Source organism: Catenulispora rubra (genome assembly GCF_015356825.1).
Classification (GTDB): Bacteria; Actinomycetota; Actinomycetes; order Streptomycetales; family Catenulisporaceae; genus Catenulispora; species Catenulispora rubra.
Genome location: NZ_JAACYW010000028.1, coordinates 18460 through 35998, shown reverse-complemented (window position 1 = coordinate 35998; position 17539 = coordinate 18460). Strand labels below are relative to the sequence as shown.

Sequence of the window (17539 nt, the reverse complement as noted above, 5' to 3'; positions counted from 1 at the left end):
CAACGAGAACGGCCTCACGGAACCGTTCAAGGCGAGGTCAGCCTGACGCTTAGATTATGGCGTCGAACGCTGCCACCGGTACCTGCTTCACGGCGCCGTCCAGTACCAGCGTCCGCTCCGCCGGTGTGCGCTCCGCGAGGAGCCGCCGCATCGGAACCCCGTTCAGGTCGGCGACCTTCGAGACCAACATCTCGAGCGCACTGGTCTGAGGCTGCCGGTCGGACGTCTTCATGCGATCCCCCTGAGCTGCGGTTGGTGCTCCGTTCTGGGAAGCATTGCGCCGATTTCGAACGGTGGCAAGGTGAGAGCGGTGCGGTACGGTGCGTCACGTGAGTCTGCGGCGTGCCGAGAATATCAGTGGTCTCATTAACCCCGCTGGTTGCGGGCGACGGCCAAGCTGCGCTGTCTCGGCGACGCCGCGGCTGCCTTACGCGCACAATCAAGACCTGACGGAACCGCAGGGGCCCGAGAGGACGACGCGGTGCTTGTCGTCAACGACACCCACGTACCCTGGCCGTTGGTTCTCAAGTTGCCCTGGTGGCCATAAGACGGGCGCGTAATGCCAGCTGATCTGGAACGCCTCGCCGGCCAGCTCACCTTGTTGCGTACCAAGGTTGCGGAGGAGCGTATCGACGCCGCGGGGCAGCTTGTCGGCTGGTGGCGTCACTTGATCACGATCGGGTGGCGGCGGCAGCTCCGCAGTCTTGCGGCAGGTGTCGCGGCGGAGTCGGACAACGCAGCGGCCGAGGCCAAGTTTCATGCGCTGGTCGAACTTGCTAACGCGCGTTCGTATACGTGCGCTGACCTCGTTGTTCTCGCGGGACGCAGCCGGACTGCGCTCAGCGTTGATGATCAGGAGTGCGCAGAGATCCTCGAGGAGGAATTCAGGCCTTTGTTTGGTAGCTGACAGCCGCGGTGACGCTCTGAAAGCCTGCACCGCCAGGTCCGGGAGCGACGGAGGTCCGCAAACAGCCACTGGCGCTTTCGGGTCCAAGCTGTCGCATCCCGTCCCGTGGCCGGTGGTGCATCGGTGGCGGCATGTGTATGGATCGATGCTGCCGGATCGATCCGACCCAGGTCAGGGCATAGATGAGTCAGGATATTGCCGGACCCCTTGGCTCCACACATCAGGATGAATCGGGGTCTTCCGGCTATCCGGAAGACCCCGTCTCATTTCGTGATCAATTCCGCGAACACGTAGGCACCCGTCGCAGTCAGTCAGACGTATTCGCCCGAGCAACGCCGATGTGCTTGGCGCTTGGTGTGGCCGACTGGTCAGCAAGATCGGACAGTAGCGTCTCGATGACGTGTTCCTCTTCGACACGGAGTGCTTGGGTTGCGATGTGGTGTCGCAGCTCTGGATCCCATGGGGTGTCACGGGGCTCAGCGAACTGGAGGGGTGTGCCGAGTCCTTGGGCGACTGCGGCGAGATAAGCCGCGTGATCGTAGCGCCAGGGGGTGGCGGTGGCTTCGGTGCGGGCGGCCAGGGCGAAGATGCCTGCGGCGATGCGGGTGCCTCCCCAGTCGAAGTCGCCGTGGTAGCGGAGTGAGGCGCCGCGTCGCATGAGCCAGCGGAGGATGCGGGTCGCGGCCACGGAGGGGCTGCCCTCCAGGCAGATCAGGGGCGGGCAGGCGGGGCCCAGCTCGGTGGCGGCCGCTGAGACCACTGCTGGGTTCTCGCAGACGTTGATGACGGTTCCCGGCAGGTCATGGGTGCTTGTGGAGGCGGTGGACGTCGCGTCCGTGAGGTGTGCGAGGTGGCGCAGGCTCAGTACCAGTGGTTCGCCGGCGGTGGCGGCGAGGGTGAGGATCCGGGTGAGGAAGCCCTCTTCGGCGGGGGGTGGGATGTTGAGCACCAGGACGCGGGAGGAGAGGTCGTCGGTGGCGACGCCGACCGTGGCCCAGGCGTGGCGGCGGCCTTCGGCGTCGGCCGTGTCCGCGACCGCGAGGCCGGCCAGTGATCGGACCGCACTCATCACCAGTGCGGTGAGCGGGCGGCCGTCGTCCAGGGCGTGCGCGTCGCCGACGGCGCGGGCTGCCAGGATCGGCCGCACGATGCCGGGATGCGGCAGCAGGGCCAGTACCTGTGCCGTCCGCCGGGCGAGTTCGGTGCCGGTCGAAGGGTCGGTGGCCTGCCTCTTGAGCAGGCCTGCGGCGCGGGCACGATTCAGCCATGCGGCCAGTTCGGGGCGTGCGTCCACCAGACGGTCCAGCGGTTCGTGCGCGGATTCCCAGGCGGTCTGTGCGGCCGACTCGACATCTCGGCGGACGGGGATCGGGCCGCGGAGCGCCTGGACGGCGACGGCCAGACCGGAAGGGCAGATCCCGGAGTCCTTCAGAACCGAATCGACGTCAGACAGCCGCACTGTCAGCGACCTGCCGCGGCCGGGAGGCCTTCCGAGCAGCCGTTCTATGGCGCGGCGCTGTTCGGGCGTGGGTGCGGCCAGCGTCGCGCTTCCCTCGGCCGCCGGAATCCCGCCGGCGATCCGTTCCTCGACCCGTTTCACCAGCCATTCCAGCTCCGGCGCTCCGAACAGCCGGTGCAGGCGCGCGGTGTCGACGGTGGCGGACTCCACCCGGTCGTCGGCCATGCGGCTCAGACGTCGAACAAGGTCGGGCCGGGTTCGCCGGACGGTGTGGCGGTATCCCGGGCACGTTGGGGTGGCAGGTACGGTTCGGGGCGCTGTTCCCGGATCCGATCGTGTCCGTCCCAGCGCCACGGAGTGACCAGGACCGCGTCGACGCCCTCGTGCCGGGCCAGCTGGGCGATGCCGATCCCCGGCACGGTGGGGTAGCAGGCCCATTCGCGTTCGGAGGTCATGACGACGTCGAGGTCGAAGGCCGCGAGCAGGCCGAGGCACTTGGCCCGGGAGTCGTCGTCGACTCCTGCGAAGGCCTCGTCGAGGGCGATCAGGCGCGGGGCGTGCGGGTGCCCCGACGAATAGTGGGAGGACGCCGCGGCGAACAGCGGCACCGAGGCGGCCAGGACCCGCTCGCCGCCGGAGGCGGGTCCGGCAGCCGAGGTCCAGGCGCCGTCGGTGCGGCGCTGGATGGCGAAGACGTGCCAGGTCCTGTAGTCGAAAGCACGGGCCAGTTGGTCGTGCCAGGTGTCGGCCGGATTGGCGGCGCGGTCGTCGGCGATGCGGCGCTGGAGGAAATCGCCGACGACCGCGCGGTCGGCCGGGCTCCAGGCGTCCACCGCCTTGCGCAGCAGCCGGGTCCGGACTGCCTCCAATCCGTCGGGCGCGCCTTTGGAGGCGCGCCATACCAGCCGTAGAGCCATGCCGGTGGAGGTGGGGCGGGACTCCAGGTCCCGGTTCATGGCCGCGACCATGCCCTCGGCCTCGGTGATCAGTTCCTGCAGGGCGCCGGCGACCTCCCCGACCAGGTGGTTCTCCAGCAGCTCCCGTTCCTTGGCCGACAGCAGCCGGTCCCGTTGAGCCACCTCCGCGTCCAACGCGGCGGCCAACGACGGCACATCCTGGACCCGGCCGGCGAAGAGAACCTCCACGACCATCAGGCCGTCCTGCGACAGCGTCATCGCGACCTGATGACCGTGACGGGCCAGGGAACCGGACAGTTCTTGCTGCTCACGCGAGACACGTTGCTGCACGCGCTCCCAAGCGCCGTCGCTGTCGTCCAGGGCTGACAGGGCGGCGTCCACGGAGCGGGCCAGGGCCACGGCCGGGGCCGGAACCCAGGACTCAGCCGGATCAGGGTGTTCGAGCTCCGGCAGGGCAGCCGTGAGCAGGCCGGTGGTCATGAAGCGGCGCAGGGTCGCGATCGCCTCGTCGCGAACCACGGTTGCTTCGGCGATGGTCTCCTGAAGCTGTTGAAGGCGTCCCTCAGCGCGCTCGCGCTCGGTGAGAGCCTGCTCACGGCGGGCTCCGAGCGACGTCGCGGCGGACTCCACCGCGATGAGCGCCTCGCGTACCTCGTCGAGCCTGCGATAGAGCTCTTCCACCGCCGCGCCGGACGTCGCCAGGAGTGTCCGATGCTCCTCGGCCGCCGCTTCGGCGGCGTGCCGGGCCCGGGCCTGTGCCTCGTCGGCATCGGCCAGGCGCGCGGCGGCCGACCGGTGCTCGGTCTCGGCTTCGGAAGCGTTCGCCGCAGAGCGGGAAGCGGCGGTGAGCGCCGGCCAGAGGGCCGACAGGATGTTCCGATAGTCGTTCAGGGCGTCGGCGACGGCGTCCAGGGCAGCCGCCTCGCGCGGCAGTCCGGTGTCCTCGGCGAAGGTGAGGACGGATGAGACGGCCTCAGCGGCGGCCTCGACCGCTGGTTCGACCGCGGCCTGTGCCTCCTCGTGCCGCCGCGCGGCGATCCGGGCCGCCTCGGCGTGCATCGCCGCGCGGACGTGAGCCTCGTGCAACTCGGCGTCGGACGGTTGGGTACGCAGTTCGCCGGCGACAGTGGCCAGTCGCCGCACGACGGCTTCGGACTCGTCGATCAGAGCATTGATCTCGCCTGTCAGCCGATCGATCCGCCGATCCAGCTCGGACAGCCGGGTCCGCCTCGCGGCTTCGCGGGCACCCTCGCCGATGTGGCCGGCCGATCCCTTGTGCCACGCGCCCCGCAGCGCACCGAGACGGAACCGCCCGTCCGTGCTCACCCACGTGTGACGGCCGGGCTCGGCCGCCCCGGCCGCGACGGCTCCGATCCCGGCCAGGACCGATGCGACTGCTGACTCGGACAACGCCGCGGCCTGCGAATCAGCCGCGTCGATCGCCGGCCGCAGAACCGTGGTGAGACCGGCGTCCGGCTCGGGTCCGATCGGCGCCACGACGGTGTCGCCGACGGCGTCGAGGAGCCGGCCGTCCGGGGCGACCCAGGCGTCCAGCAGCCCGGATGCCTCGAGCGCCGCTTCCAGGCCGGCCCGGTCGGCGTCGGCGACGTGCTCGTGGAAGTCCACGACCTTCCACAGCGGCGCACCGGGCCGGCCGACGCGGGTGTCCGCGTCGCGGGTGTGCGGGATCGGCGGAGCGTCGTGGTGCCCCCGACGTAGGCGCTCGACCTCCTCGACGATCGCCGACCGCTCCCGCTCTGCCTGCTTTCGGCGGCTGTCGATGTCTGCGACGCGCCGGTTCAGCCGTGCCTCGTGGTGCCTGGCGGCCTCCTCAGCCCGCTGCGCCACCGGATCGGGCCCATCGACCGTGGTGACCCACAGCTCCAGTTCGGATAGCGCCGCTTCTCGGTCGGGCAGCACGATCTCGGCGCAACCGGCGCTCCAGGACTCCCACGCGTCCACCAGTGACCGGCCCTTCGCGATCACGGTGTCGGCAGCGTCCGAGGCGCGTTCGGCCGCGGCGGTCGCCTCGCCGGCGGCATCCTCGGCGGCCGCCCGCGCGGCGCCGAGGGCGCGGCCGGCGGCCTCCGCGGTCCCGTGCAGCTCACGAAGACCGCTGATCGCCTGGTGCCGATTACGGATCAGCGAGTCGGCGGACTGCTGCGCGGACCAGACGTCGTCCGCCGGCTTGCCGGCTGCCGGCTGCATGGTACGGACAACGGTGTGAGCGACGCCGGCGGCCTCGGCTGCGGCTGCTGCTTTGTGGTGCAGATTCTCGACTGCGTCGGTGTCTGCGTCGGCGCGGACGCGTGCCCGCTCGGCGCGCGCCGACCAGGTTCCGGTGTCGCGTACCGCCCGGTCACGGTCGTCGGCCCGGCTGCCGGCGACGCCGGCCAGCGTTGCGGCGGAGCGTGCCAGCCGTTCGATCTCACGGGCCGTGTCCATCGCGGGGTCGCGGTTCAGAGCATCCTTCTGCGCGCTCAGCCGGGTTTTCTGCTCACCCAGGCTGACCAGTTCCGCCTCCGCGGCGGTGACGGTGGCGTGCGCCTGATCCCGTGCGGCCGTCATGGCCCCGAGGTCGCGTCCCAGCTGTTCGTATTTGCTGTGCGCCTGCCGGACTCCGGCAGCGGTCCGCTTGGCCGCGACTTGTGCGTAACGGCGGTAATGGACCAGGAACGCCGAGGCCGCGCGTTGCGCCTCGGTCAGCGCGGCCAAGGCGTCGCGTTCGTCCTGCAGGCCGCGGAAGGCCTCGGCGATCTCACCGATCAGAGCGTCGGCCAGCGGCGGCAGCGCTTCTGTGAGCGCTTTCGAAAGCAGCTTCTCGTCCGGCTTCTTCGACAGTTGCGGCTGCCGCAACTGGATCAGCAGGTTGATGAGAGCCTCGTAGCGCCCCGTCCCCAGGCCGAAGAGCGCTTCGTCGACCGCGCGCCGATAGGCCTTCGCGGTGGTGAACACGGCATGCGCACCGATCTTCTCTTCGAGCCTCTTGCGGGAATAGGAGACCCGGTGCTCGTTGCGCAGCGGCAGATCCGGTCCGATCCGGTGCTCGGTGACGAAGAACCAGTGGTCGGCGATGCCTCGGCCCCGGACGGCTTTCAGGCCGCAGCCGATCGTCCAGTACCGCGCGACGCCGTCCTCGCCGATCCGGCCGAACTCCAACCACGTATAGCCCAGGCGCTCGTCGTGGGGGTGCTTGTCGCCGAGTAGGAGATTCCACTCCATGCGCTTGGCGCGGTCGCCGTCGGGTTCGACACGGGACGGGGTCAGCTCGCCGTCCAGCAGGAACGGCAGCGTGAGCGCCAGGACTTTGGACTTGCCGGTGCCGTTGTTGCCGCGCAGCAGCAGACGGCCGTCATGGAACCGGAACTCCTCGGCGTCGTAGTAGAACACGTCGATCAGGCCCGCGCGCAGGGGCTGCCAACGATCACGGCCTGGCACGGGGAGTCGAGGCGCAGCAAGCGCGGTCGGGACGGTCACGGGTGGTCTTCGGCCTTCTTGATCGTGGGTTCGGCCATGGCGAAGCGCATCAGCGCGGACCGGGGGTGGATCCGCGTCCGGCTGTGTTCGTCGGGCAGACGCATGACGAGGTTCAGGGCTTCGAGCTTGGCGACGGCCTGCTCGGCCAGATCCGCGGCGGCGGCCGGTTCGGTGGCGGTCTTCCGCCAGTACGAGGCGTGTGTCTTGGCCTGTGCTCGGACGAATCCGGTGAGTTCGGCCAGGGTCGGCGCTGTGCCGTCGGTGGCGATTTTGGTCGCGATCAGCAGTGTGACGTGGCCGTCGGTGCCCTGCTCGGGCATCCGGACGTCGGTGAGGGTGTCGTCCGGGTCGACCATGGCGATGCCTTCGGCGCGCATCTCCGCGATCATCCCGGTCAGTTCGGTGATGCGGCGGGTGATGGTGACGCGCTGGTTCACCAGGTAGGCACGCTCGGCTTCGGTCAGGTCGGCGTAGTAGACGACCGGGTCGTCCAGCAGGCGGCGGGTCATCGCGTGGCGCAGGGAACGCAGGCGCAGGTCCTCTGTCTCCGGCAGCGGTTCGGCGGCCAGGGCGGTCAGGCGCTCCTCGAAGGAATCCGCGGTCACCGTGGACGCGCCCCGCGAGGTGGCGAGCAGTCCGCCGCTGACCCGGCGGTCCACGTCGTAGAGAACGTCGTTGCCGCTGTCGGCGACGAAGGCTTCCTCGTCGCCCTGCACCCGGGTCAGTACGCCCCAGGACAGGAGGAGTCTGACGACCGCGACCAGGTCCGCCCGCTCCTCGCGGCGAGCCATGCCGAACGTGATGCCGGCTTGCGCCAGCGCCGGGTCGGTGGCGCCGGTCAGCACACCCTCGGCGAGGCGGCCGAGCGTGGTCTGCGATTCCGAACGCTCCAACACGGCCAGGGCGAGGCAGAGCAAGACGTAACGACGGCGCGTGAACGGGACCTTGGTCTTCGGCGCGCGGGCCGGCCGGGTCGCGTCGTCCAGCGCGGCCGGCTTCTTGACCAGCCGTGCCGTCTCGGCGTCCACGGTCAGCCGCCAGCCGGCCTGGTCGGCGAACCATCCCCCGAGTTCGGCCGCGTGTTTGCGGACCAGGCGGAAGTCGTCATCGCGCGTGGTCAGCAGCGGGTGGGCCAGCAGGGCGCGGGCCGCTCTCCGGCGTTCGACGTCGTGGTCGGGGAACGGCGCCGGTGCCGTCGCGGTCGTCGGTGTCGGGCCGGTCATCGCGCTGCGGCCCGCCGATCTCGCGCAGTGAGGTCGACGATCTCCACGACATGTTCCGGGCCGGACAGGACGCCGTCAGCAGTACGGACCACGACGACCCGGTCGGCGTCCACAAGCTTGAGACGGATCTCCATCGAACCGTCGCCGCTGGTGGCGGTCGTGGTGGTGCTTCCGGGACGGCGTGCGGCCAGCGCGTCGCCGAGAACCGACAGGAACAGCCGGAACGCTCTGGGATCCAGGCCGTCCGGGCCGGCCAACTCCGACAACAACACCGGACCGTCCGTGGCCAGCAGGCGGCGAGCCTCGGCGATCTCAGCCGCCTCACGCTCGACTCTGGCAGCCAGCCGGCGGCGACCGAGGTCCCGGTCGATCGCGCGATTCGGGGAGCCTCGGCGCTCATAGGAGCCGGTCTCGCGCAGTCTGGGGCTGATCCGCAGCGGTTCGGCGTCGGCCCATGGGGTTCCCGGCGGATATTCGGCGGTTTCCCAGGCTTCCTCCGTCTGGGCGTCGACGGTCAGGTGCCGGGCCGGCGCCAGGGCGAACGCCACTCGCCACAATCGGTGCGCCGCCGCATCGTCCGGAACCTGGGCGAAGAACCGGGCCAGGGCACGCAGGTCGGCCGACCGGTCCGAACGTCCCCCGCGACGTTCGTTGAGCGCGGTCACCGTGCTCACCAGGTTCGTGATACCGCTGACCGCGGCGTTGCGCAGCAGCCGGGCCTGTGACGGACGTCGCGCCCCGGCGCTGACGAACCACTCACGAAGTCCCCGCCAGCGGTTCTCCCAGTCGCGGGTCGCGATGTGGACGGCCATCGTGTAGCTGTCGTGCGTGTCGGTGTCCACGTCGGGATCGGGGACTGTGTCCACTGCGTCGCGGCGGGCCGCGGCATCCAGGATCCGGCCTATACCCGCCGTCTCGATCCGCTCGATCAGGCCCGCGATCTGCGCACCGCGGTTGGCCAGATCGGCGATGAACTTGTCGATGTACTCGATCAGCCGGTCCTTGTATGCCAAGAACGCATCCTCGTCGCCGTCGGTGAAATCGACGGCCCTGCGCAGCGAAGACATGAAAGCTTCGGCATTGTCGGCCAAGCTTGTGAAGCGCTCGGTGAGCGCGAACAGCAGGAGACCGGCACCGGTCTGGTCCGGCGGCTCCGGACCTTCGGCGTGGACCAGGAGCGCGGTCAACTGCTCGGCGATGTCGGCCAAGGCCACCGTCTGCAACCGTCCGCGTTGGCCGAGCGCTTGCTCGTAGTGATCGATCGCGGCCAGAGCGGCCTGGCCGTGCCGGGTGAGCTGGTAGATCTTCCGGGCGCGGTTGAAATCCTCCACCGTGCTCACCCGGCCGGTGTCGGCGTCCGAGCGCAGATTGCCCCACTCGACGAGCTTGTCGAGGGCCTGAACGAGTGATTCGGCATCGGGCAGGGGCAGGGGCCCGGCGACGGCGCCGTCGGCCGGGGCATCGGTCCGATCGGATTCCCGGGGCCAGTCCGTCAGGACGTCCTCCGGCCGTAGATGGACGGTGAATCGCTGTTTGGCCAGCGCGAACACGCCGAGGACCGCCGCGTAGAGCCGGACGTTCGCCGTGCCGAGGTAGGCGAACGGCTGCGGCGTCCACACATCGTTCACGGGGTCCATTGTGACATCGTGACGGATCCGTTCTGACCCAAACGGGGTAATAGGACATGCTGTCCGCTCACTTCGGACCAGCTCCGCCTCGGTGAACACAGGACGGTCCCCGGTGGTCGGCGAGTGCGATCGATGACGGGCGGCAGACGGCGTTCCTGCGTTGCGGTGCCGTACAGAGCATGGAGCGCCGTTGCCGGCGGCAGACTCTTGTCGCTCGATGACCTGCTTCATAGATCAACTGTCGCGAGACATCCCGATCGGCCGCAAGACCGCCGTGGGAGCCTGTGGATAACCGCAGAGGCGTTTGCAGGAACACTGGCTGGCCAGAGCAGTGACCGAGCGTCGAGCCACAGTCACGGCCGGGTGTACTGCGCGCTCGTGACCGCAGCGGTCGAGATTTAGCGGAGCAGCAGGTCGGCGACGTTCAAGTAGTGCGAGAGCAGCTCCACTTTCAGAACAGTCAGTCGAGGCAACTGATGCTTATCGGCACAGCCGGCAAGTATTGCAAGATGAGCTCCGCATATCATGTTGCGACGGCTCAGGTGCAGGTCAGAGGTTGTTTTCCAGTCGGAGTCGTAGACCTGCGAGGCTCCCGCCGGTCGCTGTCGTGCTGTAACGGCGGGGCCGACTGGCAGCCTGAGGTGCTCAGCGTCACCGGCTCCACGGTGCCGGAGGTGAGTGCGGTGGTTGCTGTGGTGTTCGCGGCCGAGCCTGCGGTGGTCGTTGCCTATGCTGGGCCCGCGCTTAGCGTGAAGTCGTTGCCGATGGAGGTCGACGGCAGCAGGTAGAAGGGGTCGGTCGCGGTGGCTGCTAGCAGGTACCACGAGGTGGCGCCGGTGTGGGGTGCCGCGTAGTAGTAGTCGGAGTCGCAGTCGGACAGCTTGTCGTGTGAGGCGGCGACGATGCCCCGTCCGTTGTTGTGCGGCGCCGTCGTCTGCGCGAGTTGGATCGTGTTCAGGTAGTTCTGGGCCTTCGTCGCGTCACCGCTGGCGTTGCGGATCGCCAGTGCGTCGGCGAGGTGCGCGGTGCCCTCGAACCAGACCTTGGACTTGTCGCAGGCGCCGAAGCTGACGCCGCTGAAGGCGCCGTCGGTCGCTGCCAGGTTGGTGACGTCCCAGTCGATCGAGGCGGCGCGGGTGGGGTCCTTGAACGCGAGGTATGTCCATGTATTGACGTCCTCGGGCAGGAAACCCTTGTTCAGGCTGGTGCCGTCGGGGTTGGTGCCGACCCAGTACTTGCTGTTCGTGGCGTCCCACATCGCGGCGACGAACGACTTGGCGTGCGCCGCGCGCGTGGTCCAGGTGCTGTCGCCGGTCTTGGTCGCCAGCATCGTGAACAACGCGTACACGTCGAGGTTGTGCTCGGTCGACTTCCAGGTCAGCTTGCCGCTGGAGTCGGAGCCGCCGGTGTATCCGCCGGGGCCGTTGATGGCGTACGCGTTGGTCTGGATCCAGGTCGCGACGCTTGTCGCACCGGTCAGGTAGGAGGCGTTCGCCGTCCTGGCGTAGAGCTGGACCAGGGCCTGGCCGACCCAGGCCATGTTGCCGACGTCGCTGGTGTCGTCGGTGGCGCTGACCTTGCTCGGCGAGGTCAGCGGGGTCGGCGCGTAGGCGGCGCGGATGCGGCCGTCCTTCGACTTGTCGTTCGCCTGCACGTACAGCAGGGCGTTGCCGATCACCTTCGCGCGGGCCAGGTCGTCGGCGGTGCCGCGGGCCAGCAGGGCGTCGATGACGAGCGCGTCGTCGTAGGTGACGGAGTCGGTGAAGGAGCCCATCGCCGAGTCCGGGACGAAGCTCTGCACCAACCGGGCCGTGCTGCCCGTGGCGTACTTGTCCATCATCTGGTCGAGGAAGAGGTAACCGTTTGCGGTGCTGGTCGGCGTGCTGGACGCCGGCGTGGCTGTGGCTGTGACTGTGGTCGCCATCGCCGTTCCGAGAGCGACGGCTGCCGTGGCGGCTGCGAGCCCCAGTCTCCTGATTCTGTTCTTCATTGATGTCACGCCGGTCATTCTTAAGCTGACAAAAGGTCAAGTCAAGAGTCTTTACCAGACTCAACGGTCGCCAGGTGATGGTCGGTGATCGTGGCGCCGGACGCGACGAAGCCTTACCCTTTGTCAATGCGATCGGCCGTCAAGCGAACCCGCGCCCGCGAGGCGATCCTCACGATGGCCGCCGCCACCGGCGCCGGCGACGCGCTGCCGTCGGAGCACGAGCTCTGCGAAACCCTCGGCGTTTCCCGGCCGACGTTGCGCGCCGCCGTCGACGAACTCGTCGACGAGGGCGTCCTGATCCGCCGCCCGGGCCGGGGTACCTTCACCGCACCCTCGAAGGTCGCGCAGCCGCTGGCCCCGACCGCTGGCGTGGCGAACTCGTTCCGGGTGCCGCTGTCCGAAGGCGTGTGGGAGAGCCGCACGCTCGGCTTCGAACGGGCCAGCGCTGGCGCCCGGCTGGCCCGCGCGCTCGGCGTCTCACCGAGCGAGCTGCTGGTGAAGGTCGAGCGGCTGCGGATCGTCAACGGCGCCCCGCTGGCCATCGAGCGCATCCACGTCCCGGACAAGTACGTGCCCGGCATCACCGGTGATGACTTCCAGCGCGGCTCCTTCTACCAGCTGCTGCATTCCCGGTACAGCATCACGATGGCGCGCGCCGCGCAGTCGATCGAGGCCACGGTCACCGATGAGCGCGAATCAGAGCACTTGGAGGTGCCGCCCTACAGCCCGGCGCTGCTGTTCGACGTGACGACCCGGGACTCGCGGGACCTGATCATCGAGTACACGCGCGCGGTGTACCGCGGGGACCGCTATCGGATCGATTCCGACTTGGTGTTCACTCCCGGCTGAGGTCCGCGTGCGCGTGCGCGTCCGCGTCTGCGTCACGGGAAGACGGATCAGGCTCAGCCGTTCCAGCCCTCGTAGTTCTCGAACTCGTAGAAGTCCATGTTCGCGATCTCCAGGTTGACGGCCAGCGATCCGGCACCCGCCAGCGGGATGCGGATCGACTGGCCGGGCGTGTCATAGAGGTCGACGACGAGCAGCCGGTGGACCGGATCGCCGAGCGTCTGCGCGTCGGCGAGGGCGACCATGGTCGTGTGCTGGTCGTTTCTGCCCACGGTCGGGACGAGAGCCGGCACCTGGCCGGGCTGCAGCGACTCGAACGCGGGGTCGTCGACGACCCGGGCGGTGAGGCCCAGGCCAGCCGATCCCGTGTCGTCGAAGTCGACGTGCGTGTCGTTGTCCTCGTCGAGGTCGCCGAGCGCGGACAGCAGGCTGTTCCAGCCCTCGTGGTTCTCGAAGTCGGTACGCACCAGCAGCGTCAGCGGATAGACGGGCAGCTGCGGGAACGAGGTCCGGACCACACCGGTCGGGGTGGGATTCGTCGGCTCGCCAGCGTCGCCGAGGTACGTGCCGCACAGGTCCATGCCGCGGATCAGCTCGTCGAAGCTGACCGTGCCGTCGTACAGCCCCGGAAGGACGCGCCCGAGCTCCGCCGTCGGGACGCGCACGCCGCGCCCCGGGACCTCGCGCAGGTCGATGAGCATCAGGTTGTCGCCGCCGTACACCGCGGAGATGTCCGCCTGCGCGATGACCGGGGCGTCGAATCCCGGAGGGAGTAGGCCGGGGAAGTCGCCGCCGTGCAGGTAGTCCCAGCCGGGGTTCTCGGTCAGGCGCAGCCGGATGTCGCCGAGTACGAGCAGGTCTCCGTCACGGCGCCCGCCAAGGGTCTGCAGGATCGCGTCCCACAGGGGAGTGCCGTCGTCTTCGTAGCAGGTGTTCACGAGCAGCACCTCGCCCGGCGCCGGGACGGGAAGCATCGGGAACGGCATGGGGCGTCTCCATTTCAGCGGGGCAGGTCGGGCTCTGGCAGAACCACGCGATTGTGTCGCATAGCTCTGACACAGATGCTTCTCCGACGTCAGCCGGGCTGCCCCGCAGGCGCGTCAGCGGGAAGCCGAGCTCAGCGACCGCGGGCCGCCGCGCCGATCTGCCCGAGTGCGCGCATCCCGTTGCTGGCCAACGTCAGGAAGGCGCCGAGGTCCTCGCCGTTGTCGGGGTGCGCCTCGTAGACGGTGGGCTCGAAGCCTGCTTGGTGCAGGGCCAGCGCGGCGGCCGTGCCGGCGATGCCGCCGCCGATGATCAGAACTCTCACTCGCTCGGCTCGCTCTTCCCTGACTTGAGTCGGACCAACGGCATGAACAGGTCGTCCACGATCTCGGTGACGCGTTCCACCGGGATCGCCTTGTACGTCATCAGCATCTCGTGCCGCATCAGGTCGAAGGGCATGGCCAGGACTGCCGGGGGGATCGTGGCCAGGTCGATCTCGCCGCGTTCTTCGGCGCGGGTGAGGATCTGCTCGGACCAGCGGGAGTTGTCCGACATCAGTCGCTCCCTGATGTCGGCGGGGGTCATGCCGGCGCTGGCCATCAGGCCTGCGAAGGTGGCGCCGACGATGGCGACGAAGCCGACCCGGGCGATGCCGATGCCGGTGAGGAAGGCGATCATGTCGTCGCGCAGGGTGCCGGTGTCGGGGACGTCGACGGGGTGCGTGGCGCCGTAGTGCCGGATGGCGGCCAGGACCAGGTCGTCCTTGTTGGGCCAGCGGCGGTAGAGGACTGCGACGCCGGTCTTGGCGCGGGCCGCGATCGACTCCATGGTCAGGCGGGCGAAGCCGACGTCGACCAGCTCCTGCCACGCGGCGTCCAGGATGGCGGCCTCGAGTTCCTCGCCACGGCGGCGTTGGCGGGGCTGGTGTGTCTGGTGCGGCTGCTGGTGTGTCTCGTGCGTCCGGTCGGTCGCGTGCGCCTGGTCGGTCACGGTCCTCAGCTTAGCGAAGAACGAAAATAAGAGTCGCTTCCATTTCTTGTCGGGTCGGGCTACTCTCCTTAAGAGAGGTATCCGTCTCTTAAGCGGAGCGGAAGTGAGGGGACAGCCATGTCAGAGACAGCAAGGACGGCGACGCAGCCCGGGGACAAGGGTGGGGACGCGGACGGGAAACTGGATCCGGCGGCGGTCAAGACCGCGCTGATCCTCATCGTCGGCGCGATGGCCGTCATCTTCGACACCACGATCGTCAGCGTCGCCCTGCACACGCTCTCGGCGAAGCTCGACACCTCGGTCTCGACCATCCAGTGGGTGGCGACCGGCTATCTCCTGGCGCTCGGCATCGCGGTGCCGTTGAGTACATGGGGGCTTCAGCGCTTCGGCGGCAAGCGGGTGTGGATGTTCTCCCTGGCCGTGTTCCTCGTCGGCTCGGTCGGGGCCAGCCTGGCGTGGAACGTCGACTCGCTGATCGGCTGGCGGGTGGTGCAGGGACTCGGCGGCGGCCTCATGCTCCCGCTGATGACGACGCTGATCTTCCAGTCGGCCGGCGGGAAGTCGCTCGGGCGGCTCGTCACCTACGTCGCCCTGCCCGCGCTGCTCGGGCCGATCCTCGGTCCGGTGATCGGCGGCGCGATCCTGACGCACCTGTCGTGGCGCTACATGTTCTGGGTGAACGTGCCGTTCTGCGTGGTCGGCATGTTCCTCGCCTGGCGCTACCTGAAGCTCGACGACGCGCCCGCGCCGGGTTCGGGGGCCGCCGGGACCAAGGCGAAGCTGGATGTGCCCGGGCTCCTGCTCCTCGCGCCCGGGACCTCGATCGTGTTGCTGGGCCTGGCCAACGCGGGCACCGGTTCCGGCTTCGGCCAGACCGATGTGATCCTCCCGCTCATCGAGGGCGGCGCGCTGCTCGCCGCGTTCGTCGGGTACGCGCTGCGCGCCAGCCGTCCGCTCGTCGAGATCCGGCTGCTCGCCAGGCGGTCGGTCGCCTCGTCGTCGGCGGTGTTGTTCTTCTCCGGCTTCTCGCTGTACGGGGCGATGCTCCTGATGCCGCTGTACTACCAGGACGTGCGCGGCGCCTCGGCGCTGTCCGCGGGCATCCTGTTGGTGCCGCAGGGGATCGGCACGATCCTGTCGCGCACCGTCACCGGCGGCGCCATCGACCGGCTCGGCACGCGCGTCCTGGCGGTGGGCGGCTTCGCCGTCGTGGCTGTCGCGACCGTCCCGTTCGCGCTGGCCGGTCCGCACACGGCCGAATGGCAGCTCGCCGGCTGGATGGTGCTGCGCGGGTTCGGGCTCGGGGCCGTGACGATGCCGGTGATGGTCGCCGGGTACGTCGGGCTGGAGAAGCACCAGATCCCGCATTCCAGCGTACTGACGAGGACCGCGCAGCAGATCGGCGGCTCGTTCGGGACCGCGGTGCTGGCGGTGATCCTTCAGAGCGGGATCGCGGCGCATCCTCGGACGCCGGTGAACGCGTTCCACTCGGCGTTCTGGTGGTCGGTGGGGTTCTCCGCGGTCGCGGTGCTGCTGTCGCTGTGGCTGCCCGGTGCGCAGCGGGCGCCTGAGGCGGATGCGGGGAAGGCTTCCGCGGAACGCTTGGCCTCGGCGTCTGTGGAGGCGTAAGGAGTTTGAGACGTGAAACGGCCCCGCCGCTGGTGCGACGGGGCCGGATGCTGCGCGGTCCGGTCTACGGGAACGGGATGGTGACCCAGTAGACGGCGGGCCCGGAGGTGGCCCGGTTGCACGCGACGGTCGGGGTGGCGCCCTGGTCGAGGCCGCTGGATCCGTTGAGTTTGCAGACGAGCTCGGCCGCGTGGCCGCCGGCGGTGACGATGTTGACGTAGAGGTGGTCGTGCTGGATGGCTTCCGAGACGTCGACGACCGGGTCGGCGGTGGTGCCCGGGTAGCCGGAGGCGAGGGCTCCGGTGCTCAGGGACTGGGCGGCGCCGCGGACGCTGTTGTCGATCTGGCGGTAGTTCAGGGTGTTGTTCTTCAGGGTGACCTGTTCGGCGAACTCGTCGCTGTGGAAGGCGATGTCGATGTCCGGGCCGGCGGGGCCGGTCGCGCCGGCCGGACCGGCAGGGCCGGCTGGACCAGCGGGTCCGGCTGCTCCGGCTGCTCCGGCTGCTCCGGCTGCTCCGGCAGGGCCAGCGGGGCCGGCGGGGCCAACAGCGCCGGCAGGGCCGGCGGGACCGGCAGTGCCCGGAGTTCCGGGGACACCCTGAGGGCCGGCGGGGCCAGCGGGACCGACAGCACCGGCGGGACCGGCGGGACCGGCGGGACCAACTCCACCGGCGGGGCCGGCGGGACCGACAGCACCCGCAGGGCCGGCGGGACCAATAGCACCCGCAGGACCGGCCGGTCCAGGGTTACCGGTCGCGCCAGCGGGGCCAGCCGGGCCGGCAGGACCAGCCGGTCCAGCAGAACCGGTAGCGCCGGCAGCACCGGCCGGGCCGCCAGCACCGGGGTCACCCTTCATCCCCGTCGCGCCGGTCGCACCAGCCGGACCGGCCGGACCAGCAGCACCCCGCAGCCCCATCGGCCCGCGAGCTCCCTTCGGCCCGCGCGGACCGGCAGGCCCCTGCTTCCCGACGCACTCGCACTTCTCGTGCGGCCTGTGGTGGCACGGCTGGTGCGTCATGTGGTGCACGAAGTGCCGCCGGGGCACGAACACGTGCGGCGGCTGCGGGGAGGGCAGCGGCATCCCGTCGGCCTTCGGCGTGTACGGGTGCCGGACCGCCGCCTGGTGCAGTGCCGGGTGTACGGCCGCGCTGAGCGTCGTCCGGTCCGCGACCCGTGCCGCCGGCCGCGCCGAGAACGCGGCGGCGCTGAGCGGCGCGGTGCTCGCCGCGGCCTCCGTACGGGTGTGGTGGTCGTGCGCCGTGCCGTGCTGGACGCCGACGACGGTCAGCGTCGCACCGGCGAGCACCGTCAGGCCGGTGGTCACCATGACGCACTTCTGGAGCGTCCCCACCGACCTCTGAGAGTCTTGCGGCATGCTGGAGTAGCCCTTTCCGGAGTGAATCTGAAAATCGGCGACTGGCCTCAGGCCTCTGGATGCCCGAGGACGTGTTCGACCGAAACGGCATCGCCGTCTTCCTCACTCGCTCGG

Annotated in this window: 12 protein-coding genes and 1 pseudogene; 3 read left to right on the top strand and 10 right to left on the bottom strand. The window is 69.7% G+C overall.

Going from position 1 to position 17539, the window contains the following annotated elements:
• Positions 1–49: 49 nt before the first annotated feature.
• Entirely contained in the window at positions 50–232 is a 183-nt protein-coding gene (locus GWK61_RS10955; protein ID WP_194908058.1) for a hypothetical protein, read from the bottom strand.
• A 327-nt stretch (positions 233–559) separates the two neighbouring features.
• Between GWK61_RS10955 and GWK61_RS10950 the strand changes: the two genes are divergently transcribed.
• On the top strand, positions 560–907 hold the full coding sequence (locus GWK61_RS10950) for a hypothetical protein (RefSeq protein ID WP_194908057.1): 348 nt from the start codon (positions 560–562) through the stop codon (positions 905–907).
• Positions 908–1214: 307 nt separating this feature from the next.
• Here the strand turns inward: GWK61_RS10950 and GWK61_RS10945 are convergent, their stop codons facing one another.
• The 5 genes from GWK61_RS10945 to GWK61_RS10925 all read right to left on the bottom strand — a co-directional run bounded on the left by GWK61_RS10945 (position 1215) and on the right by GWK61_RS10925 (position 11535).
• Positions 1215–2591 (bottom strand): TIGR02679 family protein, encoded by a 1377-nt coding sequence (locus GWK61_RS10945; protein ID WP_194908056.1) that lies wholly within the window; start codon positions 2589–2591, stop codon positions 1215–1217.
• 5 nt (positions 2592–2596) lie between these two features.
• On the bottom strand, positions 2597–6721 hold the full coding sequence (locus tag GWK61_RS10940) for a TIGR02680 family protein (protein ID WP_323747498.1): 4125 nt from the start codon (positions 6719–6721) through the stop codon (positions 2597–2599).
• Positions 6722–6756: 35 nt separating this feature from the next.
• Positions 6757–7983 carry a TIGR02678 family protein gene (locus GWK61_RS10935; protein ID WP_194908054.1) on the bottom strand — a complete coding sequence of 409 codons (1227 nt, stop codon included), beginning with the start codon at positions 7981–7983 and terminating at the stop codon, positions 6757–6759.
• Positions 7980–9611, bottom strand: a complete 1632-nt coding sequence (locus GWK61_RS10930) for a TIGR02677 family protein (protein ID WP_323747497.1) — start codon at positions 9609–9611, stop codon at positions 7980–7982. Before GWK61_RS10930 ends, GWK61_RS10935 begins: the two co-directional genes overlap by 4 nt.
• A 727-nt stretch (positions 9612–10338) precedes the next feature.
• Entirely contained in the window at positions 10339–11535 is a 1197-nt protein-coding gene (locus tag GWK61_RS10925; protein WP_194908052.1) for a hypothetical protein, read from the bottom strand.
• Positions 11536–11727: 192 nt separating this feature from the next.
• Here GWK61_RS10925 and GWK61_RS10920 point away from each other — a divergent pair, with 192 nt between their 5' ends.
• Entirely contained in the window at positions 11728–12450 is a 723-nt protein-coding gene (locus GWK61_RS10920; RefSeq protein WP_194908050.1) for a GntR family transcriptional regulator, read from the top strand.
• Positions 12451–12503: 53 nt separating this feature from the next.
• Here GWK61_RS10920 and GWK61_RS10915 read toward each other — a convergent pair whose 3' ends face one another.
• The 3 genes and pseudogenes from GWK61_RS10915 to GWK61_RS10905 all read right to left on the bottom strand — a co-directional run bounded on the left by GWK61_RS10915 (position 12504) and on the right by GWK61_RS10905 (position 14421).
• On the bottom strand, positions 12504–13433 hold the full coding sequence (locus tag GWK61_RS10915; protein WP_194908048.1) for a DUF6924 domain-containing protein: 930 nt from the start codon (positions 13431–13433) through the stop codon (positions 12504–12506).
• 103 nt (positions 13434–13536) lie between these two features.
• A pseudogene (locus tag GWK61_RS10910) lies at positions 13537–13756 on the bottom strand (FAD-dependent oxidoreductase); the annotation flags it as partial.
• The gene (locus GWK61_RS10905) at positions 13753–14421 is read right to left on the bottom strand and encodes a TetR/AcrR family transcriptional regulator (RefSeq protein ID WP_194908046.1); all 669 of its coding nucleotides are present in this window, start codon (positions 14419–14421) and stop codon (positions 13753–13755) included. The gene GWK61_RS10905 and the pseudogene GWK61_RS10910, both read right to left, overlap by 4 nt.
• Positions 14422–14538: 117 nt before the next feature.
• Between GWK61_RS10905 and GWK61_RS10900 the strand changes: the two genes are divergently transcribed.
• Positions 14539–16050 carry an MDR family MFS transporter gene (locus GWK61_RS10900; RefSeq protein ID WP_194908045.1) on the top strand — a complete coding sequence of 504 codons (1512 nt, stop codon included), beginning with the start codon at positions 14539–14541 and terminating at the stop codon, positions 16048–16050.
• A gap of 64 nt (positions 16051–16114) precedes the next feature.
• Here GWK61_RS10900 and GWK61_RS10895 read toward each other — a convergent pair whose 3' ends face one another.
• Positions 16115–17425, bottom strand: coding sequence for a hypothetical protein (locus tag GWK61_RS10895; RefSeq protein ID WP_194908041.1), 1311 nt, complete (start codon positions 17423–17425; stop codon positions 16115–16117).
• Positions 17426–17539 lie beyond the last annotated feature (114 nt).